This window comes from Azotobacter vinelandii CA, assembly GCF_000380335.1.
Taxonomy (GTDB): Bacteria; Pseudomonadota; Gammaproteobacteria; order Pseudomonadales; family Pseudomonadaceae; genus Azotobacter; species Azotobacter vinelandii.
In genome coordinates, this window is record NC_021149.1 from 2,423,917 (window position 1) to 2,439,923 (window position 16,007).

13 protein-coding genes are annotated in these 16,007 nt (G+C 67.5%); 10 read left to right on the top strand and 3 right to left on the bottom strand.

Annotation, left to right across the window (positions count from 1 at the left end; translation table 11 throughout):
* The first annotated feature begins 45 nt into the window (after nucleotides 1-45).
* The 10 genes from flhD to AVCA_RS11140 all read left to right on the top strand — a co-directional run bounded on the left by flhD (nucleotide 46) and on the right by AVCA_RS11140 (nucleotide 12,099).
* The gene (gene flhD / locus AVCA_RS11095; RefSeq protein WP_012701012.1) at nucleotides 46-381 is read left to right on the top strand and encodes a flagellar transcriptional regulator FlhD; all 336 of its coding nucleotides are present in this window, start codon (nucleotides 46-48) and stop codon (nucleotides 379-381) included.
* On the top strand, nucleotides 378-959 hold the full coding sequence (gene flhC, locus AVCA_RS11100) for a flagellar transcriptional regulator FlhC (protein WP_012701013.1): 582 nt from the start codon (nucleotides 378-380) through the stop codon (nucleotides 957-959). Before flhD ends, flhC begins: the two co-directional genes overlap by 4 nt.
* 147 nt (nucleotides 960-1,106) lie before the next feature.
* A complete protein-coding gene (gene motA, locus AVCA_RS11105; RefSeq protein WP_012701014.1) occupies nucleotides 1,107-1,982 on the top strand; it encodes a flagellar motor stator protein MotA in 876 nt (291 codons plus the stop codon).
* Nucleotides 1,979-2,899 carry a flagellar motor protein MotB gene (gene motB / locus AVCA_RS11110; RefSeq protein ID WP_012701015.1) on the top strand — a complete coding sequence of 307 codons (921 nt, stop codon included), beginning with the start codon at nucleotides 1,979-1,981 and terminating at the stop codon, nucleotides 2,897-2,899. Before motA ends, motB begins: the two co-directional genes overlap by 4 nt.
* A 28-nt stretch (nucleotides 2,900-2,927) precedes the next feature.
* Nucleotides 2,928-5,021, top strand: coding sequence for a chemotaxis protein CheA (cheA, locus tag AVCA_RS11115; protein WP_012701016.1), 2,094 nt, complete (start codon nucleotides 2,928-2,930; stop codon nucleotides 5,019-5,021).
* Entirely contained in the window at nucleotides 5,018-5,518 is a 501-nt protein-coding gene (locus AVCA_RS11120) for a chemotaxis protein CheW (RefSeq protein WP_012701017.1), read from the top strand. Before cheA ends, AVCA_RS11120 begins: the two co-directional genes overlap by 4 nt.
* A 332-nt stretch (nucleotides 5,519-5,850) precedes the next feature.
* Nucleotides 5,851-7,485, top strand: a complete 1,635-nt coding sequence (locus AVCA_RS11125) for a methyl-accepting chemotaxis protein (RefSeq protein WP_012701018.1) — start codon at nucleotides 5,851-5,853, stop codon at nucleotides 7,483-7,485.
* A 51-nt stretch (nucleotides 7,486-7,536) separates the two neighbouring features.
* On the top strand, nucleotides 7,537-9,303 hold the full coding sequence (locus AVCA_RS11130) for a methyl-accepting chemotaxis protein (protein ID WP_236616375.1): 1,767 nt from the start codon (nucleotides 7,537-7,539) through the stop codon (nucleotides 9,301-9,303).
* 232 nt (nucleotides 9,304-9,535) lie between these two features.
* Nucleotides 9,536-11,239 (top strand): methyl-accepting chemotaxis protein, encoded by a 1,704-nt coding sequence (locus AVCA_RS11135; RefSeq protein ID WP_012701020.1) that lies wholly within the window; start codon nucleotides 9,536-9,538, stop codon nucleotides 11,237-11,239.
* Entirely contained in the window at nucleotides 11,236-12,099 is an 864-nt protein-coding gene (locus tag AVCA_RS11140; RefSeq protein WP_012701021.1) for a CheR family methyltransferase, read from the top strand. Before AVCA_RS11135 ends, AVCA_RS11140 begins: the two co-directional genes overlap by 4 nt.
* Before the next feature lie 322 nt (nucleotides 12,100-12,421).
* Here AVCA_RS11140 and AVCA_RS11145 read toward each other — a convergent pair whose 3' ends face one another.
* From AVCA_RS11145 to AVCA_RS11155, 3 genes are read right to left on the bottom strand one after another with little or no spacing between them, the layout of a single operon-like run.
* Nucleotides 12,422-14,110, bottom strand: coding sequence for a dipeptide ABC transporter ATP-binding protein (locus AVCA_RS11145; RefSeq protein ID WP_012701023.1), 1,689 nt, complete (start codon nucleotides 14,108-14,110; stop codon nucleotides 12,422-12,424).
* A 3-nt stretch (nucleotides 14,111-14,113) separates the two neighbouring features.
* Nucleotides 14,114-14,986, bottom strand: a complete 873-nt coding sequence (locus AVCA_RS11150; RefSeq protein ID WP_012701024.1) for an ABC transporter permease — start codon at nucleotides 14,984-14,986, stop codon at nucleotides 14,114-14,116.
* A complete protein-coding gene (locus AVCA_RS11155; RefSeq protein WP_012701025.1) occupies nucleotides 14,986-16,002 on the bottom strand; it encodes an ABC transporter permease in 1,017 nt (338 codons plus the stop codon). Before AVCA_RS11155 ends, AVCA_RS11150 begins: the two co-directional genes overlap by 1 nt.
* Nucleotides 16,003-16,007 lie beyond the last annotated feature (5 nt).

Genomic DNA, 16,007 nt, shown 5'->3' on the forward strand with positions numbered 1-16,007 from the left:
CGTTCCGGGTCCGGGGTGCTTGTCGTTGGAGTTACAGGAGTACCAATGGTTGTCGATACCCTCATCGAAGAGATTCAGGATTTGAATCTCACCTATCTGCTGCTGGTGCAGCGGTTACTACGCAAGGATCGCGCTACCGCCATTTTCCGCTTGAAGCTGAGCGACGAGATGGCCGACCTGCTGGCGGGGTTATCGAGTAAGCAACTGGCGCAGCTGGCGCGCATCAATCAATTGATCTGCAGGCCGGGCTTCGAGGATGCCGGGCAGTTGACGAAGGTCTTGAACAATTCACGCGAGCCGGGGCTGGCGCGGCTGCACGCCTCCTTGCTGATGGTTTCCGTCGATCATGCGGCGGGACGGGCGAGGACTGTCGAGCCATGACGGAAAAGAGTCTGCTGAACGAAATGATGCAGGTGCAACTGGCCATCGAATTGATCGAGCTGGGCGCCCGCCTGCAGGTGCTGGAAACCGAGACCGATCTCAGCCGGGGCCGGCTGATCCGTCTGTACAAGGAGTTGCGAGGCGTATCGCCGCCGAAGGGCATGCTGCCCTTTTCCACCGATTGGTTCGTGACCTGGCTGCCGAACATCCATTCCTCGCTGTTCTACGGGATCTATCGCAACCTGAAGGAGCGATGCGGCTGCGAGCGGATGGAGGCCTTCGTCAAGGCTTTCCGGCTCTATCTGGAGCAGGTGGGCCTGGATGACGCCGAATTCGTCCTCGGCCTGACCCGGGCCTGGACGCTGGTGCGTTTCTTCGAGAGCGGCATGCTCGAGATGGTCCGCTGCACCTGTTGCGGCGGAGAGTTCGTGGCCCATGCCCATGCGCCGGCCCGGGACTTCGTCTGCGGCATCTGCCAGCCGCCGTCGCGCGCCGGCAAGACGCGCAAGCGGCGGGAGATCGAGTTGCTGGCGGCGGCCGCCGGTCCCATGCTGCCGGGAGCCTGCGCCGAGGGCTGAGCGCGGCAGCCTCCTTCCCGCCACTCGAAGCCTCCCGCTTCCGCCGGTCCCGGATCACCGGGGCCGGCAAAGTTTTTCGATCGCCCTCAAGCCGAGTTCATTCCTGCCGATATCCCGGATACCGCTTTATTCTGGAAGGACGCGCCTGTGCTGATCGCTCTGGGTCTCATCGTTGTCATGCTCTCGGTCTTCGGCGGCTATGCGCTGTCCGGCGGCAGCCTGGGGCCGCTGTACCAGCCGCTCGAACTGCTGATCATCGGCGGCGCCGCGCTCGGCGCCTTCATCGCCGCCAACAACGGCAAGATCATCAAGGCGACCCTGGGGGCCTTCTCCCGCCTGCGGCGCACCAACAGCTACGACAAGGCGCTTTACCTGGAGCTGATGTCGCTGCTCTACAACCTGCTGAGCAAGGCCCGGCGCGAAGGCATGCTGGCCATCGAGAAAGAGATCGAGAATCCGGCCGAAAGCGCGCTGTTCGGCGAATGCCCCAAGGTCGTCCAGGACCCGATGATCGTCACTTTCCTCACCGACTATCTGCGCCTGATGATCAGCGGCAACATGGCCGCCCACGAACTCGACGAACTGATGGTCCACGAGATCGAGGAGTTCGAGCACGAGGCGCACCTGCCGGTGGACGCGCTGACCAAGGTCAGCGATGCCCTGCCGGCCTTCGGCATCGTCGCCGCGGTGATGGGCGTGGTGAAGGCGCTGAGCATGGCCGACGCCGGCCCCGATGAAATGGGACTGATGATCGCCCACGCGCTGGTCGGCACCTTCCTCGGCATCCTGCTCGCCTACGGGGTCGTCGCGCCGGCCGCCAGCCGCATCGACCGCCAGGTCGGCGAGGCGGTGAAGATGCTCCAGTGCATGCGCGTCACCCTGCTCGCCAGCCTCAACGGCTATGCCCCGCAACTGGCCGTGGAGTTCGGTCGCAAGGCCCTGCATAGCGCCGAGCGGCCCTCGGCCGGCGAACTCGAGGAGCATGTGCGCAACGGCAAGGGCGCCGGAGCCGGCAACGCATGAGCGAACGTCCCGTCATCATCATCCGTCGCAAGAAGCGCGGCGGAGAAGGCCACCACGGCGGCGCCTGGAAGATCGCCTTCGCCGATTTCATGACGGCGCTGATGGCGCTGTTCCTGGTGCTCTGGATGCTCGCCAACTCCGGTGAGGCGCAAAAGGCCGCGGTCGCCGAATATTTCCGCACGCCGCTCGTGGTGGCGCTGATGGGCGGGGACCGCGAGGGGGCCAGCGAGAACGTCATCCCCGGCGGCGGTCCCGACCCGACCTTCGCCGAGGGCGAGCGCTTTCGCATCGACCCGCAACTGGCGTCGCGCCTCGTCGACGAACAGGAGCGCGCGCGCCTCCGGCAACTGGAGCGGCGCATCAGGGAGGCCCTGTCGATCAATCCGATCCTCAAGGAACTCAAGGACCAGATCCTGATCGACCTCACCCCCGAAGGCCTGCGCATCCAACTCGTGGATACCGAGCAGCGGCCGATGTTCGAGATCGGCAGCGCCAGGGTGGCTCCCTACATGCGCACCCTGCTGCGCACCCTGGCGCCGATGCTCAACGAACTGCCGAACCGCATCCAGATCAGCGGGCATACCGACAGCCTGCCCTATGCCGGCGGCGAGGCGGGCTACAGCAACTGGGAGCTGTCGGCCGACCGCGCCAATGCCTCGCGCCGCGAGCTGATCGCCGGCGGCCTGGCCCTGGAAAAACTGCTGCGCACCTCGGGGATGTCCGACCGCATTCCCTTCGAAGGCGTCGCGCCGAACGATGCGGCCAACCGGCGCATCGCGGTGATCGTCCTGGACAGCCGCTTCGCCGATTCGATTCTCGACCAGCGGGAATACGGCCCCCTGCCGGGCACCGGCGACCGGCAGGCGACGGATGGCGCGGCCCGGGTCGGTACCGGCCCGGAAGCCGCCAAACCTTGACCAACCACCATATAGCCAGGGTGCTTGCATGGATATCACCGATTTCTACGACACCTTCTTCGAGGAGGCCGCAGAACTGCTGGAGGATATGGAACGTCATCTGCTCGAACTGGACATCGATGCCCCCGATCCCGAGCAGCTCAACGCCATCTTCCGCGCCGCCCACTCCATCAAGGGCGGCGCCGGCACCTTCGGCTTCGACGTCCTGCAACGGACCACCCACATCTTCGAGAACATCCTCGATCACCTGCGCCGTGGCGAGCTGAAGCTGCGCCGCGATATCGTCGACACCTTCCTGGAAACCAAGGACATGCTGCAAGACCAGCTGGCCGCCTATCGCAATGGCAGCGAGCCCGACCCCGAGGCATTCGCGCGCATCTGTCAGACCCTGCAGCAGATGGCCCTGGAGGAACTCGGCAAGCCGGGGCCGGAAGTGGCGGCGCCGGCCCCGGTCGCCGCGCCGGCGCCGCCAGCCGAGCCCGAGCCGGAAGCGGCGCAAGCCCCGGCGGGCGAGGGTACGGGGGGCCTGCGCGTGACGCTGCTCGGCGTCGCCGAGAAGGACCGCGAACTGCTGATCGAGGAGCTCAAGCATTTCGGCAGTATCCTCGGCCAGAACGGCGATGTCCGGCGCTACGAGGTGGAACTGGCCACCGGCGAGAGCGCCGACGATATCGAGGCGGTGCTGTGCTTCGTGGTCGAGCCCGAACAACTGGAGATCCAGGCGCTCGCCGCCGCTCCCGAGGCGCCGCCGCAGGCAGCGGTCGGTGTCCCCAAGAGCGAGGCCGTAGCGCCGTCCCCGCCCGTCGGGGAAAAGAAGGCGCAGGCCGCACCCGCGCCGGCTCCGGCCGTTTCCCCGGCGCAGCCGGCGCCTGCCGCCAGGGCGCCGGCCGGCAACAACGGCGAGTCCACCTCCCTGCGCGTGCCGGTGGCCAAGGTCGACCAGATCATCAACCTGGTGGGCGAACTGGTGATCACCCAGTCGATGCTCGACCAGATGCTCGGCCGGCTGGACGGCGCCATGCACAGCGAGCTGGTCAACGGTATCGCCCTCCTGCAGCGCAACGCCCGCGACCTGCAGGAGGCGGTGATGTCCATCCGCATGGTGCCGATGGATTTCGTGTTCAGCCGTTTTCCGCGCCAGGTCCACGACCTGGCGGCCAAGCTGGGCAAGGAGGTCGAGCTGGTCACCGTGGGCAAGTCCACCGAACTGGACAAGAGCCTGGTGGAACGCATCGTCGACCCCTTGAACCACCTGGTGCGCAACAGCCTCGACCACGGCATCGAGCCGCCGGACGTACGCGAAGCCGCGGGCAAGCCGCGCAGCGGGCGCCTGACCCTGTCGGCGCAGCATCAGGGCGGCAACATCCTGATCGACGTCATCGACGACGGCGCCGGCCTCAACCGCGACAAGCTGCTGGCCAAGGCGCGCAGCAACGGTCTGGCGGTTTCCGACGGCATGAGCGACGACGAGGTCTGGCAACTGATCTTCGCCCCCGGCTTTTCCACCGCCGAGGTGGTCAGCGACGTATCCGGACGGGGCGTCGGCATGGACGTGGTCAAGCGCAACATCCAGTCGCTCGGCGGGCACGTGCAGATCCTCTCGCGCCAGGGCCAGGGCACCACCACCCGCATCGTGCTGCCGCTGACCCTGGCGATCCTCGACGGCATGTCGATCCGCGCCGGCGAGGAGATCTTCATCCTGCCGCTGAACGCCGTGATCGAGTCGTTGCAACCGCGCAGCGAGGACATCTATGCGATGGCCGGCACCGACCAGTTGCTCAAGGTGCGCGACGAGTACCTGTCGCTGCTGCCGCTGCACCAGGTCTTCGGCATTCCCGGCGCGCGCACCCGGCCCAGCGAATGCATCGCCGTGATCGTGCAGGGCGAGGGCAGCCGCTGCGCCCTGCTGGTGGACGAACTGGTCGGCCAGCAGCAGGTGGTGGTGAAGAACCTGGAAACCAATTACCGCAAGGTGCCGGGCGTCTCCGCCGCGACCATCCTCGGCGATGGCAGCGTCTCGCTGATTCTCGACATCGCCGATTTGCAACGCCTCAACCGCAGACAGAGCGCCGCCCGCCAGGAGCGTGCGGCCGTGACCGAACAGGAGCCGATGCCGTCATGACTTCCCTCAAGCAAGCCGATTTGGCGGCCACCGTGGCCGATACCCATACCCGCGAATTCCTGGTGTTCTCGCTGGGCAGCGAGGAATACGCCATCGACATCCTCAAGGCCCAGGAAATCCGCAGCTACGAGAACGTCACGCGGATCGCCAACACCCCGGACTTCATCAAGGGGGTGACCAACCTGCGCGGCGTGATCGTGCCGATCGTCGACCTGCGCATCAAGTTCCACCTCGAGCGCGTCGAGTACGGCGGGCAGACGGTGGTCATCGTGGTCAACGTCGAGGGGCGCGTGGTCGGCGTGGTGGTCGACGGCGTGTCCGACGTGATCAGCCTGTCCCCCGAGCAGATCAAGCCGGCGCCCGAATTCAGCCTGTCGCTGTCCTCCGATTATCTCAGCGGCCTGGCGAGCATCGGCGAGCGCATGCTGGTGCTGGTCGACATCGACAAGCTGCTGACCAGCGAGGAAATGGCCCTGGTGGAGAAGACCGTGGCCTGACGCGGACGCACGGGCTCGCGGTGGCGCGTCGGCGTCGCCCGTGGGGCCCGCCCTGCGAGTTTGCCGGCAAGGGGAGCGCGGATTCATCCGCGCTCATCGGCGAAGTCCGGACTATCGCGAATGAATTCGTTCCCCGCGCGCTGTCGACCCCGCTTTCCCGGCTTCCCGGCCAGGGACGCGTGCAAGCCCTTGCCAGGACCGGCTGCGAAGGTCTCATCTCAAGTTCGTCCACCATTTGCCGATAAGACTGGAAAAGGCTCCCTTGGCGGGGAGGGCTGGCAATGGCATCTCGAAACTCGATAACCATAAGAACGCAGTACAAGGAGAGATGAATGGGCAGTCCGACGACGAGTCAGAAGCTCTGGGGGACCCTGGTGGCCGCCTGGCTGGCGATGCTGGTACTGGTGATCCTGGCGGCCTGGATCATGCGCGGCATGATGTTCGAGGAGCGCCGGGCCAAGGTCGAGAGCCAGGTCGAGATCGCGCTTTCGGCGCTGGGGGATGTCGTCGCGCAGGTCGAGCGCGGGGCCATGAGCCGCGAGGAAGGGCAGGCGCGTGCGGCCGAACTGGTCAAGAGCATGCGTTACGACGACGGGCGCGGCTATTTCTTCGTGTTCGATGCCGACATGCGCAACATCGCCCATCCGACCATCGAGGCGGGCGCCCGGCTGTCGGAGTTCAAGGATGCCGGCGGGCGCAACCTGTTCGTCGGTTTCGCCAACGCGGTGGACCAGGGGCGGGGGCGCGCCTATTTCGACTACCCCTGGCGCCACGGCGGTACCGGCGAGCTGGAGAGCAAAAGCTCGTTCATCCGCCTCTTCGAGCCCTGGGGCTGGTATGTCGGAAGCGGCATCTACATCGCCGATATCGACGAGATGTTCGTCAAGCGCCTGATCCAGTCGCTGGTCGGCCTGCTGCTGGCCGGCGCCGCGCTGTCGCTGGCGATGGGCTGGGTCATCCGCGATCTCATGCGCAATCTCGGCGGCGATCCGCGCTACGCGGTCGAGGTCGTGGGCCACATCGCCGACGGCGATCTGACCCACGCCCCCGTGCTGCGTCCCGGCGACAGCGACAGCGTGCTGGCCCACACCAACCGCATGCGCGAAGCCCTCGCCGGCGTCATCGGCGACATAGGCGGCAGCGCCCGCCAGGTCGAGGCCGAGGCCGAAGCGATCGGCGCCGGCAACGCCGAACTGGCCGCACGCACCGAGCAGCAGGCGGCGGCCCTGGCCGAAACCGCTTCGACCATGGAGCAACTGACCGCCACCGTGCGGCAGAACGCCGAGAACGCCGGCCGGGCCAGCGCCCTGGCGGAGAACTGCGCGGCGAGCGCGCACAAGGGCGGCGGGGCCATGCAGTCGGTGGTCGACATCATGGCCGCCATCCAGGTCAGCGCCGAGCGGATGTCGGGCATCGTCGACACCATCGATTCGATCGCTTTCCAGACCAACATCCTGGCGCTGAACGCCTCGGTGGAGGCGGCGCGCGCCGGCGAGCAGGGCCGCGGCTTCGCGGTGGTGGCCGGCGAGGTGCGCAATCTGGCCAGCCGCAGCGCCGAGGCGGCCCGCGAGATCAAGGGCCTGATCGACGGCGCCGGTGGCCAGGTGCAGGCGGGCAACCAGCAGGTGCGCCGGACCGGCGAGCTCATCCAGGCCATGGTCGCCGACATCGGCCAGCTCAACAGGCTGATCGGCGAGATTTCCTCGGCCTCCGCCGAACAGAGCAGCGGCATCGAGCAGGTCAACCTGGCCGTGGCGCAGATGGACCAGATGACCCAGCGCAACGCCGGCATGGTCCAGGACAGCGCCCAGGCGACGCAGCGTCTGGCCCGCCAGAGCGTTCAGCTCAACCGGCATGTGGTGCGCTTCGTCATCGAGGCCTCCCAGGGCGATCCGCGGGGGCGGAAACGCTCCGCCGGCGAACATCACCAACAGGACAGGGCGAAGGCCGAAACGGCTTGGAGCTGATCGTCCGGACGAGACACTCTCAATGCGGACAGGCCGCAAAGGAAGGATGAGTTGAAACTACTGAACAACATGACGGTACGTCTCAGTTGGATGCTGGTACTGGCATTTTTCAGTACGGTGGTGGTGGCCCTGAGCGCGCTGGGCCTCTACTCGGTTCACTATGCCGAGCGCAGCCAGGAGCAGTTGCTCGACCTCGGTCGGCAGCAACAGGAGGATCTGCGCCGGATCGTCGGCTTGCAGGGCATCGCCTTCCGGCTGCAGGAACTGCTGCAGGCACTGGGCGACGAGCAGAGCCGTCTGGGGCAGGCGCTGCAGCGCGAGCAGGCGCAGCTCGGCGACACCCAGGCTCCGCCGGCCCATCAGGTGGACAAGGCCCTGTTGGACGAGCGCCTGAACAGGCTGCAGGCGGCTTTCGCGGCCTTCGTCGCCCCGCCGCACGCCGCCGGCCACGAGGCGCGACTGAAGGCTTTGCAGGAGCGCTTCGCCGGCCTGCTCGACAATGGCCTGCGCCCGCAGTTGCAGGAGCTGGTCCGGCGCAACCCGGCAGTCGCCGCCGAACATGGCAAGGCGGCCGGGATGTACGGCGCGGCCTTCCTGGCCGAGCTGGAGAAGCTGGGGCAGGCGCTGGCCGGCGGCGAGCGGATGACCCAGGGCGAGGGCGCCTGGATCGAGGCGGCGATCGAGTGGGCCATCTATGCGGCCCTGTTCGTCTCCGTGCTGACCGTCGCCATCGTGCTCTGGGGCGTCACGGCCAATGTGCTGCGTCCGCTGCAGCGAGTGGTGGAGCACTGCGAGCAGATCGCCGCCGGCGATCTGGCCAGCCATGTCGAGGTGCACAGCACCAACGAGATCGGCAAGCTGTTCGCGGCCCTGGCCGACATCCAGCAGCGCCTGGCGCAGACCGTGAGCACCGTGCGCCGCAGCAGTCGCCTGATCCACGAGGGGGCCCAGGCGATCGCCGAAGGCAGCCGCAGCCTCTCGACCTGCACGGTGCAGCAGTCCGCCTCGCTGGAGAACACCGCCTCCAGCATGGAGCAACTGACCTCCACGGTCAGCCAGAACGCCGACAACGCCCACCAGGCCAATGCCCTGGCCGACAGCGCCGCCGAGGTGGCCAGGCGCGGCGGCACCCTGGTCGCCGAGGTGGTCAGCACCATGGGCGGGATCAGCGACAGCTCGCACAAGGTGGCGGAAATCATCAAGCTGATCGATTCGATCGCCTTCCAGACCAACATCCTCGCGCTGAACGCCTCGGTGGAGGCGGCGCGCGCCGGCGAGCAGGGCCGCGGCTTCGCGGTGGTGGCCGGCGAGGTGCGCAATCTGGCCAGCCGCAGCGCGCAGGCCTCGAAGGAGATCCGCGACCTGATCACCGCCTCGGTCGACCAGGTGGATGCCGGCAGCAAGCTGGTCGAACAGGCCGGCGGCGCCATGCAGGAGATCGTCGAGTCGGTGCAGAAGGTGGCCGACATCATGGACGAGATTTCCGCCGCGTCCCGCGAGCAGAGCAACGGCATCTCCCTGGTCGACAAGGCGGTGCTGGAAATGGATGCCGTGACCCAGCAGAACGCCAATCTGGTCAAGGAGACCAATCAGGCGGCGGACGAGTTGGTCGGCGAGGCCCACCGCCTGCGCGAAGTCGTGGATGGCTTTCGCATCGACACGGCGCCGGGTTTCTCCGCGTCGCGGCAGAAGGACGGCTCCTGGGCGCAGCGTCAATTCAAGCATGCCGAGCGTGAAGTGGCTCAGAAGGAGCTGCCGGCTACCGTGCGACAGGAGCGGACCTCTTCCGAGGCCGACGACGACTGGCAGACCTTCTGATGCGACCTGCGGGAGCGGATTCGTCCGCGACGGGCGGCGGAGGACGGAGGTATCGCGGGCAAGCTCGCTTCCACGGGCCGCGTCTGCCCCGTGGGCGCCTGCTCGCTGGCGAGCGATGCCCTGCCGGGCGCATCGATCGTCGGCAGGGGTTCGGTGTCCCCCGGTTCCCGCAGGTTCATGGACGGTTCGCCACAACGGGTAATTGAAAGCCTCACGACACCGGGAAGAATTCATGCGCAACAACGGCGGCGTCAGTGGACGCGAGTACGAACTGCAGGAAGACGATTTCCTGATTTCGCGGACGGACCTGCAGGGACGAATCACCTATGCCAATCCGGCATTCGTCAAGGTCAGCGGGTTTCGCCATGAAGAACTGATGGGGGCTCCGCACAACCTGGTCCGGCATCCGGACATGCCGGCCATCGCCTTCGCCAACCTGTGGGAAACGATCGGCAAGGGGCTGGGCTGGAACGGCATCGTCAAGAACCGCCGCAAGAACGGCGATCACTACTGGGTCCGGGCCAATGTCACTCCCTATTACGAAGGCGATCGGCTGGTCGGTTACACCTCGGTGCGCACCAGGGCCTCGCGCAGGGAAGTGGAGATCGCCGAGCAGGCCTACCGGAGCATCCGCGAGGGGCGCGGCAGGCACCTCGGCCTGCTGCGCGGAAAGCTGGTGCGGCGCGGCTGGCGCGGTCTGCTCGAACGTCTGCAACTGGGCTCCCTGTCCATGCAACTGGAACTGATCGTCTCGACCGGCGGAATGCTGCTGCTGGCCAGCGGCATGCTCGGCTATTTCGGTCTGCAGAGCGGGGACATGGCCCTGGCGGAGACGCTGTTGCGGTTCCAGTTGGGGCTGGTCGCCGCGGGGATGCTGTGGCTGGTCCTGCTGGCGCGGATGACCGTCCGCACGCTGGACCGGCCGCTGCAGGCCGCCATCGGCTTCATCGCCCAACTGGCGGCCGGTAACCTCATGGTGCGCATAGCCGACTACGGCAATGGCGAAATGGGCCAGATGACGCAGATGCTGGAGACCATGCGCAAGAGCCTGGTCAGCATCTCGGCGGATGTGAGCGGCAGCGTCGATACCTTCACCCAGTCCGCGCAGACGATCGCCAGGGACAACCTGGACCTGCATCTGCGCACCGAGCAACAGGCGGCTTCCCTGCAGGAAACCGCGGCCGGCATGGAGCAACTCACCGTCACCGTGGAGCAGAACGCCGCCAACGCCCGCCAAGCCAGCCGACTGGTCGAGGACGCGGCCGGGGCGGTGCGCGAAAGCGGCCAGGTGATGGGGCAGGTGGTGGATACCATGGGCACCATCACCGCCACCTCGCACAGGATGACCGAGATCATCGACGTGATCGACTCGATCGCCTTCCAGACCAACATCCTCGCGCTGAACGCCTCGGTGGAGGCGGCGCGCGCCGGCGAGCAGGGCCGCGGTTTCGCGGTGGTGGCCGGCGAGGTACGCAACCTGGCCAGCCGTTCGGCGGAGGCCGCCCGGCAGATCCGTACCCTGATCGACGACTCCTCGCAGCAGATCGTGCAGGGCGAGCGCCTGGTACGACAGGCCGAACGGACCAGCGGAGAGGTCGTGACGGCGGTCGCCCGGGTCAACGACATCATCGGGTCGATCGCCACGGCCTCCGCCGAGCAGAACGGCGGCATCGCCCAGGCTGGCCAGGCCGTGGCGCGGATGGACGAGGTGACCCGGCACAATGCCCGCCTGGTTGAGTCGGTGGCGCAGCAGGCCGCCCATCTGGAGACCCAGGCGGTGCAGGTGCAGCGTGCGATTTCCGTGTTCCGTGTGACCGGCTCGGGTTCGGCTTCCGGGGCGGCGTTCGATCCGCGCTTGCCGGCCGGGTCCGGCGAGGGCGAAGAGCGGCCTGGCAAGCGAAGGTTGGCTGCGGGCCGGAAGAGGGAGACATCTTGAACATCCCCGCATCAGCATCCCCGAACGATCCTTTGGGGCGCGATCTGGTGCTGACCGATGCGGACTTCGAACGCATCTGCCAGTTGATCTATCAGCGTGCCGGGATCGTCCTGGCCGCCAACAAGCGCGAAATGGTCTACGGTCGCCTGGCCAAGCGCCTGCGCCTGCACGGCATCAGCCATTTCTCGGAGTACCTGGAGCGTCTGGCCCGGCAGCCCGCGGCGCGGGAGTGGGAGGCCTTCACCAATGCGCTGACCACCAACCTCACGGCCTTCTTCCGCGAGCCGCACCATTTCCCGCTGCTCGCCGAGCATGTGGCCGGCCGCCGCGAACCGGTGAGGGTCTGGTGCGCCGCGGCTTCCACCGGCGAGGAGCCGTATTCGATCGCGATGACCCTGGTCGAGGCGCTCGGGCCGCAGCAGGCCAGCCAGGCGCGGATCGTCGCCAGCGACATCGACACCGACGCGCTGGCCAAGGCGCGCACCGGCGTCTATCCACTCAAGCAGGTCCTGGAGCTCGACGAGCAGCGCGTCAAGCGCTTTTTCCTGCGGGGCAGCGGCGGGCGGGAAGGACTGGCCCGGGTGCGCCCGGAACTGGTGAACATGATCGACTTCCGGCAGATCAACCTGCACGCGCCGCACTGGGACCTCGGCGGCCCCTTCGATGCGATCTTCTGCCGGAACATCATGATCTACTTCGACAAGACGAGTCAGGCGCGCATCCTCAAGCGCTTCGTCCCCTACCTGAAGGAAGACGGTCTGCTGTTCACCGGGCACTCGGAAAACTTCACCTACCTCTGCGACGACTTCAAGTTGCGCGGGCAGACGGTCTACACCCTCGCCCACAAGCCTGGACGTTGACGGCGTTTCTCGGAAGCGATGTCGATCTCTTTCTGCCGGGCACGGGAGAGGGGCCGGGTGATCGCAGGAAAAGTCCATCCGCCGGAGCGTGTCGGGCGGCGCATGCTCGAAACGTTGCCGGGGCGTCGCCGTTTCCGGGGATTTCGTCGCTGGCCCGGTTGCGCCGAAAGCGGGGATGTTCCGCGAGTCCGTCGTCGCGCGGGCAGCGGCGTTGGGGCCGAGCCGCTCCGCGCTCCTTTCCGGGCAGCGGCCGGCGCCCTCGGAAGGAGGGACCCTGGCGCCTGCCGGGGGCGACAACTGGCGGTGCCCATGGGGGCCCGTTTCAGGGATGCCGTCCCGCGCCGCGCGAGTTGTCGAAATGCGGCAGGGCGGCCACCAGTTCCTGCGTGTAGCGATGCCGGGGGGCATGGAACACGGCGTCCGCATCTCCTTCTTCCACCACGGCGCCGTCTTTCATCACCAGCACGCGGTCGGCGATGTGGTGGATGACGCCCAGGTCGTGGGAGATGAACAGGATGCTCAGGGAATACCGCGCCTTCAGGTCTTCCAGCAGGTCGAGGATCTGCGCCTGTATGCTGACGTCCAGCGCGGATACCGCTTCGTCCAGGATGAGGATTTCCGGGTGCACGGCCAGGGCCCGGGCGATCGCCACCCGCTGGCGCTGGCCGCCGGAAAGATGGCGGGGGCGGGCACGCAGGTGGCTTTCGTTCAGGCCCACGGCTTCCAGCAACTCCAGCAGGTCGGCTCGTTGCGGCGCATGGCCGTCTTCGGCATGCAGGCGCAGGGCGTCCTCCAGTATCCGCCCGACGTTCCAGCGCGGATCGAAGGAGCTGTAGGGGTCCTGATAGACGACGGAAATCTTCCCGCGCACCCGGCGCTTGGTTCTGTCGTCCGCTCTGGGCCACTCCAGGCCACGGTAGAGCACCGCACCCGCGTCGTAGTCGGTCAAGGCCAGCAGCAGCCTGGCCAGCGTGCTCTTGCCGGAGCCCGACGCGCCGACGATTCCCAGCACCTCGCCCTTGAACAGTTCGAAGGAGACGTCGGCGACCGCCTCGCGCAGGCGCCCGTCCGGCCCATGGAAGGACTTGCTCAGGTGCTTCGCCTCCAGGATCGGCGTGGCGCTGTCGTTTTCGGCCGCCTCGCCGTGCCGCCGGGGGCGCCCGATCCGCGCCGGAGCGGCGGGGCTCAGCCGGCGGCCCCGCGTATCGCCGCTGGGCACCGCCTGGATCAGCGCCTTGGTGTAGGCATGCTGCGGGTTGCCGAGCACCTCGTCCCGCGTGCCGCTTTCGACGATTATCCCGGACTTCATGACCAGGATGCGGTCGGCCAGCCTGGCCACCACCGCCAGGTCGTGGCTGATCAGGATCAGGCTGGTGCCGCGCGCGATCAGTTGCGCCAGCACGCCCAGCACCTGGGCCTGCACCACCACGTCGAGCGCCGTGGTGGGCTCGTCGGCGATGATGACCGGCGGATGCAGCGCCAGCGCCGTCGCGATCAGGGCGCGCTGGCGCAAACCGCCGGACAGCTCGCCCGGATACTGGTCCTTGCGGATCTCGGGCTGCGGCACCCCCACTTCGGTCAGCAGTTGGATGGTCCGCTCGCGGATTTCCGCTTTCGACAGCCGGGCATGCGCGTCGAGCGGTTCGGCGATCTCGTTGCGGATGGGCTGCAGGGGATCGAGCGACACCAGGGCGTCTTGCAGCACGTAGCCCACCTGCGCGCCGCGCAGTTTTTTCAGGGTCTGCCGGCCGGCCTGGCGCAGATCGGTGTCCTTGTAGCGCAAGACGTCCGCCGCGACGACCGCGTTATCTCCGGCCAGCCCGATCAGGGCGCGGGTCGCCACCGTCTTGCCCGAGCCGGACTCGCCGACGATGGCCAGGGTTTCGCCGCGACGCAGCGTCAGCTCGAAATCGCGGACGACCCGTTTGTAGCCATGCGGCGTCCGGAAGCCCACGTTCAGGTTCTTCACCTGGAACAGCGTTTCGCCGGCCGAATGTCGTTCATGCGTCATCCGTCATGCTCCTTCCGACCTGGCCTGCAGGTAATGGAACAGCGTCGAGAAACTCAGGGCCACCAGCACCACCGCCGTGCCCGGCACCACCAGCAGCCAGGGGGCCTCCAGCAGTTGCCCCTTGCCGGCGGCGAGCAGCGCGCCCCATTCCGAGGAGGGCGGTTTCACCCCGAGGCCCAGGAAGGACAGGCTGGACGACCAGACGATCGCCTTGCCCACGCCCAGCCCGGTGATCGGCACCAGCGGGCGGATGGCATTGGGAACGATGTGCCTGAACAGGATGGCGGCCCGCGTATGCCCCAGCGCCACGGCGGCTTCGACGTAGGCGCTGTTGCGCACCAGGAGCGTCTGTCCGCGTATCAGGCGCGCATAGCCCGGTGCCGAGCCGATGCCCACCGCAATGGCCACGTTCAGCGGGTCCTGGCCGAGAAGGGTGACGAACAGCAGGGCGACCAGCAGGGTGGGAAAGCCCAGCAGGATTTCGATGAGGCGGTCCACCCCGTGGCGGACCGGCCTGGGCGCCAGCGCGCCCAGAAAGCCCAGCGGCAGGGCCAGGACGATGGCGACGAGCATCGCCAGCAGGCCGATCAGGAACGACTCGCGCGCGCCATGCACCAGGCGCGAGTACAGATCCCGGCCGATTTCGTCGGTGCCCAGCCAGTGCTCCGTCGTGAAGGGCATCAGCACATTGGCGAGATCGGTCTCCAGCGGGTCGTACGCCACCAGCGTGGCGGGCGCGATCGATGCCCAGAGGGTGAAGGCGATCAGCAGCGCCGACAGCCAGACCAGCGGCGGCACGCGGGACAGGCTCGCCCACGTCTGGCCCAGCCGGCCTTGCGCCAGTCCGGCCGGCAGCGACAGTTTCAGCGCCGGCATCAGGCTTCCCCCTTGCGCTCGAAACTGACGCGCGGGTCCACCAGCGTATACAGCCAGTCGGTCAGGAAAGTGATCAGCACGTAGACCAGGCTCACGATCAGGATGATGCCGGAGATCAGTTCGAACTCCTTGAGTTCCACCGCCGATACCAGCAGGGCGCCTATGCCGGGACGGGAAAACACGTTCTCGACGATGACCGCGCCGGACACCAGGGCGCCCAGCGCCCAGCCGGTCAGGGTGATACCGGGAATCAGGGCGGGGCGCAGGGCATGCACCACCCGTACCCGCCACTCGTCGGTTCCGCGCGCCCTGGACGACAGCACGTGCGGCTGGCCTAGGGCGTGCTCGTATTCGCCGCGGATGGCCTGCCCGAGGAAGCCGGCCAGGGGAATCGCCAGGGTCAGGGCCGGCAGCCACAGGCCGCGCCAGGAATCCCCGCCGACCACCGGAAACCAGTCCAGATGCACCGCGAAGGCCAGCAACAGCAGCAGGCCCAGCCAATAGTGCGGCATGCCCGCCGCCAGCGCCTCGACGGTCGCGCCGATCCGCGAGAGCGCCGGATGCCGGCCGGCGGTCGCCAGCGTCCAGGCCAGGGCGATCAGCCAGGCCAGGACGATCGCCGACACCGCCAGCAGGGCCGTGGCGCCGATCTGCTCCAGGATCAGATCGGTCACCGGGCGCCGGCTCTGCAGGGCGGTGCCCAGATCGCCCTGCAGCACCCCGCCAACATAATCGGCGTACTGCACCAGCAGGGGCCGGTCGAAGCCGAATTCCCTGTTGATCGGCGCCAGTTCTTCGGGCGTGCGGGTGACGCTGTAACCCTCGAGTACGTTCAGGTAAATGGTCGCCCGGTCGCCGGGCAGCACGGCCTGCGCCACGAACAGCAGCGTCACCGTCGCCCACAGGGTGAGCAAGGCCTGTCCCAGCTTGCCGAGCAGGACATGGCCGGCGCCGAGCAGCGCCTGCCTTTTCCCCGAGGTTTCAACATCCGATATCGTCGCCTGGCGTGCGCTCATCTCAT